Origin of the sequence: Anoxybacillus sp., assembly GCF_036834105.1 — a bacterium.
Classification (GTDB): domain Bacteria; phylum Bacillota; class Bacilli; order Bacillales; family Anoxybacillaceae; genus Anoxybacillus.
The window spans coordinates 1-6893 of sequence record NZ_DAITON010000119.1 but is presented as its reverse complement, the minus strand read 5'-3'; the positions used below and the strand labels follow the sequence as shown (position 1 = coordinate 6893).

At 39.9% G+C, this 6893-nt stretch carries 7 protein-coding genes; 4 read left to right on the top strand and 3 right to left on the bottom strand.

Annotated features, from left to right (window positions below; genetic code table 11):
- Nucleotides 1–152: 152 nt before the first annotated feature.
- Entirely contained in the window at nucleotides 153–2048 is a 1896-nt protein-coding gene (locus V7Z64_RS10700) for an ABC-F family ATP-binding cassette domain-containing protein (RefSeq protein ID WP_297989662.1), read from the bottom strand.
- A gap of 227 nt (nucleotides 2049–2275) precedes the next feature.
- Here V7Z64_RS10700 and V7Z64_RS10695 point away from each other — a divergent pair, with 227 nt between their 5' ends.
- Complete coding sequence (locus V7Z64_RS10695) at nucleotides 2276–2911, top strand: redox-sensing transcriptional repressor Rex (protein WP_009362635.1); 636 nt, start codon at nucleotides 2276–2278, stop codon at nucleotides 2909–2911.
- Nucleotides 2912–2920: 9 nt separating this feature from the next.
- Here V7Z64_RS10695 and V7Z64_RS10690 read toward each other — a convergent pair whose 3' ends face one another.
- The gene (locus V7Z64_RS10690; RefSeq protein ID WP_009362636.1) at nucleotides 2921–3094 is read right to left on the bottom strand and encodes a YdiK family protein; all 174 of its coding nucleotides are present in this window, start codon (nucleotides 3092–3094) and stop codon (nucleotides 2921–2923) included.
- Nucleotides 3091–3828, bottom strand: a complete 738-nt coding sequence (locus tag V7Z64_RS10685; protein ID WP_297989638.1) for a CPBP family intramembrane glutamic endopeptidase — start codon at nucleotides 3826–3828, stop codon at nucleotides 3091–3093. Before V7Z64_RS10685 ends, V7Z64_RS10690 begins: the two co-directional genes overlap by 4 nt.
- 303 nt (nucleotides 3829–4131) lie before the next feature.
- Between V7Z64_RS10685 and groES the strand changes: the two genes are divergently transcribed.
- The 3 genes from groES to V7Z64_RS10670 form a co-directional block, all read left to right on the top strand.
- Nucleotides 4132–4416 (top strand): co-chaperone GroES, encoded by a 285-nt coding sequence (gene groES / locus V7Z64_RS10680; protein ID WP_004888755.1) that lies wholly within the window; start codon nucleotides 4132–4134, stop codon nucleotides 4414–4416.
- Nucleotides 4417–4486: 70 nt separating this feature from the next.
- Nucleotides 4487–6103 carry a chaperonin GroEL gene (gene groL / locus V7Z64_RS10675; protein WP_297989631.1) on the top strand — a complete coding sequence of 539 codons (1617 nt, stop codon included), beginning with the start codon at nucleotides 4487–4489 and terminating at the stop codon, nucleotides 6101–6103.
- Nucleotides 6104–6400: 297 nt separating this feature from the next.
- Nucleotides 6401–6893, top strand: a 493-nt coding sequence (locus tag V7Z64_RS10670; RefSeq protein WP_334110368.1) for an IS66 family transposase zinc-finger binding domain-containing protein, incomplete at its 3' end; no start/stop codon positions are given.

Below are 6893 nucleotides of genomic sequence, written 5' to 3'. Positions count from 1 at the left end.
ATAACGAGTTAACCACAAGAATTCATGTAAGTTTTTTAATTTTCTTGTGGATAATGTGGAAAAGTCCGTGAATAACTTATATATAAGTGTTTTTTCTGTGGATATGTTTGTGTAAAAAGATGGGCTAGTCCACAAGTGGAGCTAGCCCATTATTATTGTTGTAAACGTTCCCATTGTTCGAATAGTTCATCAAATTTTTGTTTTAGGGCGTCAATGTGCGCTTGTGTGTCTCGAGCCCTTTCGTAGTCGTTGTAACAAGAAGGATCATATAGTTGTTGTTCGTACGCCGAAATTTGTTGTTCAAGTTGTTCCATTTCCATTTCTAATTGTTCGATTTTTCGTTTTCGTTGTCGTTCTAGCTTTTTACGTTCTTTTTCTTCTTCGTACGAACGTTTTGGTGACAAGGGCTCGTCTGTTGTAGCTTTTTGATTCATTTGTCCGAGCTCAATCAGCTCCGCTTTTTTTGCCACGTAATAATCATAGTCTCCTAAATATTCAACAAGACCATCTGTGGATAACTCATATATTTTTGTTGCTAGTCTGTTAATAAAATAGCGGTCGTGGGAAACGAATATAATGGTTCCAGGGTATTCAATAAGCGCTTGTTCGAGCACTTCTTTGCTATCTAAATCTAAATGGTTTGTCGGTTCGTCCAACACTAATACATTTGCTTTTTTCATCATCAGTTTGGCGAGAGCGAGCCGAGCTTTCTCTCCACCGCTCAACGTCTGAACAGGCTTCAATACATCATCGCCGGAAAATAAGAAATTTCCTAGAATAGTTCGAATTTCTTTTTCCGTTTTTAATGGATCTTCATCCCATAACTCATCAATGACACGTTTATTCGACGTTAATTGTGCTTGTTCTTGATCATAATAGCCAATTTGTACGTTTGTTCCGTAACGGAGCTCTCCTTGTTTTGCAGGGAGTTGTTTAATGATCGTTTTTAAAAGAGTCGATTTCCCGATGCCGTTCGGTCCAATTAATGCGATACTATCACCACGAGTGACGCGGAATGAAAGATTTTTTGCAATAATGCGATCGTAACCAATCGCTATATCGGTGGCTGCTAGTACGTCGTTTCCGCTTGGCCGTTCGATCTCGAAACGAAACGATGCTGATTTCTCATCACCGAGTGGTTTTTCAATTATATTTATTTTTTCTAATTGCTTTCTACGACTTTGTGCGCGCTTTGTTGTTGAAGCACGCGCGATATTTCGTTGAATAAAATCTTTTAGTTTTGCGATTTCTTCTTGTTGTTTTTCGTATCGTTTTACTTGTTGTTCAAACTGTTCTGCGCGTTGTTGTAAGTAGCTTGTATAGTTGCCGACATATTTTTTTATTTTTGTGCGCGCCAATTCGTACACTTGTGTTACGATTTGGTCAAGAAAGTAGCGGTCATGGGAGACGATAAGAATGGCACCGCTATAATTTTTTAAATATTGTTCAAGCCATTGCAACGTTTCCATATCTAAGTGGTTTGTCGGTTCGTCTAATATAAGTAAATCCGGTTTAGAAAGGAGTAATTTCCCAAGTGCTAGTCTCGTCCGTTGTCCACCACTTAATGTCGATACTTTTGTCGTATAATCATACTGGGAAAAGCGAAGGCCGTGGAGGACAGAGCGAATATCTGCCTCATATTGATATCCGCCTTTTTCTTTAAATTCCGTTTGTAACCGATCGTATTGTTCGAGTAGACGTCCATAGTCAGCGTCGTGTACGCTCATTTGTTGTTCTAGCTCGCGTAGTTGTTTTTCCATCTGTTGAAGCGGTGCAAAAACATCGAGCATCTCTTCCCAAATGGAACGATGTGCTTGCAAGCCTGTATATTGATCTAAGTAGCCGATTGTCACATGTTTCGGCTTTATGATTTCACCTGCGTCGTACGACAGCTGGCCAGCAATGATTTTTAATAGTGTAGATTTCCCCGCCCCATTTCTTCCAACTAACGCGATACGGTCTTTTTCTTGTATTTCAAGCTTAATGTCTGATAAAACTTGTTCCGCCCCATATGATTTGGATAGTTGATTTACTTGTAAAATGATCATCATTTTTCACCTCAATCTTCTTTTGATAGTGTAACGTACTTTCTTGATGTTCGGCAACACTAGTGTGCGAATAACAAATTTGACAAAAATAATAATAAAGGGTACAAAGGAAAGACAGAATGAAAAAAATAGTGTATAGTTTAAAAGTGGGGAGAACTTTTCAGACGTATAGGAGAGAAAAATGAAAGCGCTAACTATTTGTGAAAGGAAATGTGGGGGATTGACTCGTGAATAATGAACAACCAAAAATTCCGCAGGCGACCGCAAAGCGACTACCGTTGTATTATCGTTTTTTGAAAAACTTGCATGCATCAGGAAAGCAGCGTGTATCTTCAGCGGAGTTAAGTGAAGCCGTAAAAGTCGATTCAGCAACGATTCGCCGTGATTTTTCATACTTTGGTGCGCTTGGAAAAAAAGGATACGGTTATAATGTAAATTATTTGCTGTCGTTTTTCAGAAAAACGTTGGATCAAGATGAAACGACAGAAGTAGCGTTGTTCGGTGTTGGTAATTTAGGTACGGCATTTTTAAATTACAATTTTAGCAAAAACAATAATACGAAAATTGTGATGGCATTCGATGTAGATCCAGATAAAGTAGGAACGGAAGTAGGAGGAGTGCCTGTTTATCATTTAGATGAATTGGAAGAAAAACTAGGTGGGATTACGGTAGCCATTTTAACCGTTCCAGCCCAAGTTGCCCAACCGATTACCGATCGGCTTGTCCAAAAAGGCATTAAAGGGATTTTAAACTTCACGCCTGCTCGTCTGCATGTACCTGAACACATTCGTGTTCATCATATTGATTTAGCGGTCGAATTGCAGTCACTTGTTTACTTTTTAAAACATTACGGAAATGAGTAAACCTCCCATTTACGAGCGGGAGGTTTTTTTCAATAAAGAACGAATAGCGGTGCCAAAATCTAATGTAGCAATAAGAATAAATAGCATCGTTGTGACGTCCCAAATGCCATCGTCAGCACTATCAACAGCAAAATAAGTGAATAAAATGCCCATCAAAAAGTAAAACAACGGCTCAGACTTCATGAAAACAGCCTCCAAATCACGAATTGCATTTGTTCTGCTTCTTTCATTATCTTTTCAATTTCTTCAGCAAATAACGTTTGAATAGCAACGACAAATGTATTCATCAGTACATGTGCTGCAATAGGGACGAGAATACGCTTTGTTTTCACATATAAGAAAGCAAATACAAATCCCATCGTTGCATAAAGAAGCAAATGTTCAAACTCTAAATGAACGACAGCAAATAAAAGGGAACTGACAGTTGCTGATAAGAAAAAGTTATATTTTTGATACAGCGTTCCAAAAATAATTTTTCGAAAAATGATTTCTTCTAAAATCGGTCCGACGATCGAAGTGACGAGCATAAGCGCTGGTGTTAGCTTCACCATCTCAACAATGCGTCTCGTATTTTCGGACCCCATCTCGACGCCAAATACGTGCATCTCAATATTTGCTGCGATGCCTTGAGCAAAAAGAGCGAGCAAAAAGCCCCCAATTGACCAAAAGATTGACGTTCCCATTGACGCGCGGTGACGGTCATACGAGTACGCCATGTCTTCCCTCATAAAATAGAGAACGAAGAGAAGCGCGAGGGAAAAACTAATGACAGCCCAGTATCCCGAGGCGATCGATATAGCTATATCTTTATTTGATGCGTTGATAAATCCGCTATGCGCAAGTAAAGGAACGCCGACTAAACTCGATAGTTGCATAGCGACGTATGTAATGATGACATACCAATATTGCTTTTTCACATGTTCAACCCCTTCTCGTGCAAATTGTCTAGCTTTAGACGAGCATTTTCTAAGCGTCTGCTTTCTTAGCTGCGCGAATGATCGTCCTCCGCTTTCCAAATTGAATACTTTTTCATTTTATCATATTTTTTGTATGAATTTCGAAAGGAAAGACATAATGAAAGAGGGAATCATTTAATGAAAAATTTTTAACTTCCTACTTGCAAAATTGAAAAAAGTTCATTAATATAATAAGTGTGTTAGCACTCAATAAGAATGAGTGCTAATAACGGAACGAAAATCTAATTAAGGAGGTCGTTTGCCGTGTTGAAGCCACTAGGTGATCGTATTGTCATTGAATTAATTCAAACTGAAGAAAAAACAGCGAGCGGAATTGTTTTACCAGACACAGCGAAAGAAAAACCACAAGAAGGAAAAGTTGTTGCAGTTGGTTCAGGTCGCGTTCTTGACAATGGTGAGCGCGTAGCTCCAGAAGTAAGCGTTGGTGACCGCATCATCTTCTCAAAATATGCGGGTACAGAAGTGAAATATGATGGAAAAGAATACTTAATCTTACGTGAAAGCGACATTTTAGCTGTGATTGGTTAATCGTTCGCCTGATAACATATAAAGCATACAAAAATACTTAACAAAAATTATCATCAAGGGGGTAAGATGTATGGCAAAAGAAATTAAATTCAGCGAAGAAGCTCGTCGTGCGATGTTACGCGGTGTAGATAAATTGGCTGATGCAGTAAAAGTAACATTAGGTCCAAAAGGTCGTAACGTTGTATTAGAGAAAAAATTTGGTTCTCCATTAATTACAAATGACGGTGTAACAATCGCAAAAGAAATCGAATTAGAAGATCCGTTTGAAAATATGGGTGCGAAGCTTGTTGCGGAAGTAGCAAGCAAAACAAACGATGTTGCTGGTGACGGTACAACAACAGCGACTGTATTAGCGCAAGCGATGATTCGTGAAGGATTGAAAAACGTAACAGCTGGTGCGAACCCAATGGGTATTCGCAAAGGTATTGAAAAAGCTGTTGCTGTTGCAGTAGAAGAATTAAAAGCAATCTCTAAACCAATTGAAGGCAAAGACTCAATCGCTCAAGTTGCAGCGATTTCTGCGGCTGACGAAGAAGTTGGTCAACTTATCGCAGAAGCGATGGAGCGCGTTGGTAAAGACGGCGTCATTACATTAGAAGAGTCTAAAGGTTTCACAACAGAATTAGATGTTGTGGAAGGTATGCAATTTGACCGTGGTTATGTATCTCCATACATGATTACAGACTCTGATAAAATGGAAGCTGTATTGGAAAATCCATACATCTTAATTACAGATAAAAAAGTTTCAAGTATTCAAGAACTTCTTCCTGTATTAGAGCAAGTTGTTCAACAAGGTAAGCCATTGTTAATCATTGCTGAAGATGTAGAAGGCGAAGCGCTTGCAACATTAGTTGTAAACAAACTTCGTGGTACATTCACAGCTGTTGCAGTTAAAGCGCCTGGCTTCGGTGATCGTCGCAAAGCGATGCTTCAAGATATCGCGATCTTAACAGGTGGCGAAGTTATCACAGAAGAGTTAGGTCGCGAGTTAAAATCAACATCAATTGCTTCACTTGGTCGTGCAGCGAAAGTTGTTGTAACAAAAGAACATACAACAATCGTTGATGGCGCTGGTCGTGCCGAAGACATTCAAGCACGCATCAACCAAATTCGTGCACAATTAGAAGAAACAACTTCTGAATTTGACCGTGAAAAATTACAAGAGCGCTTAGCGAAATTAGCTGGTGGCGTTGCGGTAATCAAAGTTGGTGCTGCAACAGAAACTGAATTGAAAGAGCGCAAATTACGCATTGAAGACGCATTGAACGCAACACGTGCGGCAGTTGAAGAAGGTATCGTTGCCGGCGGTGGTACAGCGTTAATGAACGTATACAGCAAAGTTGCGGCTATTGAAGCGGAAGGCGACGAAGCAACTGGTGTGAAAATCGTTCTTCGTGCGATCGAAGAGCCAGTTCGTCAAATCGCACAAAACGCTGGTTTAGAAGGCTCTGTCATCGTAGAGCGCTTAAAAACAGAAAAACCTGGCGTTGGCTTCAACGCAGCAACTGGCGAGTGGGTTGACATGATCGAAGCGGGTATTGTTGACCCAACAAAAGTTACTCGTTCTGCGCTTCAAAACGCAGCATCTGTTGCGGCTATGTTCTTAACAACAGAAGCGGTTGTTGCTGATAAACCAGAAGAAAACAAAAACACACCTGGCATGCCTGACATGGGCGGCATGATGTAATATAAAAGAGAACTAGTCGCAGAAACAAATATATTCAATCGTAAGGGCTACTTCCTTAAAGGAGGTAGTTCTTTTTTGTTGCTCAAATTTGCATATCAAGATTTTTTGGAAGATCGGAAATTCAAAAACACAACAAAAACGAACATAAGGAATTATGAAATTATATTAGGTGAATTTATTGTTTATTGCATTTCTAATGAAATTCTGTAACTATTCAGCCACATCATAAAGTGAGCTGAATATTTTTTGCTTTTCCTGTCTATGATGTGAATATTGATAGACAAGGAGGTGAATCGCATGTTGACGGTACAACAAGCTGTATTTACAGTTGAGAGCTTAATCAGCAAAGTCCAACAACAAAAGCAGCTCATTACTCACCAACAACAAGTCATTGAGCAACTGTTGAAAGAAAACAAACAGCTACGCAAAGAAAATGAACAACTCAAGTATCGCGTTCAAGAGCTGGAAGCACGCACGAAAAAAAACAGCTCCAATAGCCATTTGCCCCCATCTTCTGACCGTTTTCACACCCATTCTTCTCGCAAGCCATCTGGCAACAAGCCAGGCGGACAAGAAGGACATCAAGGAACGACGCTCCGTCAAGTGGAACATCCACATCATCGTGTCGTCCACCGTGTGCATACGTGTCAAGGATGTGGGGCTTCTTTGCGTGAAGTCAAACCGTTCAAAGTCGATATCCGTCAAGTGTTTGATGTCCCTCCTGTGGCGATCGAGGTGACACAACATGAACGTGAAGTGAAATCGTGTCCACATTGTCGATGTGTTCAAC

What these genes read in the sequence shown, in the direction of transcription:
- V7Z64_RS10700 (WP_297989662.1), bottom strand. Translation starts at nt 2,048, where the DNA reads ATGATCATTTTACAAGTAAATCAACTATCCAAATCATATGGGGCGGAA.
- V7Z64_RS10690 (WP_009362636.1), bottom strand. Translation starts at nt 3,094, where the DNA reads ATGAAGTCTGAGCCGTTGTTTTACTTTTTGATGGGCATTTTATTCACT.
- groL (WP_297989631.1), top strand. Translation starts at nt 4,487, where the DNA reads ATGGCAAAAGAAATTAAATTCAGCGAAGAAGCTCGTCGTGCGATGTTA.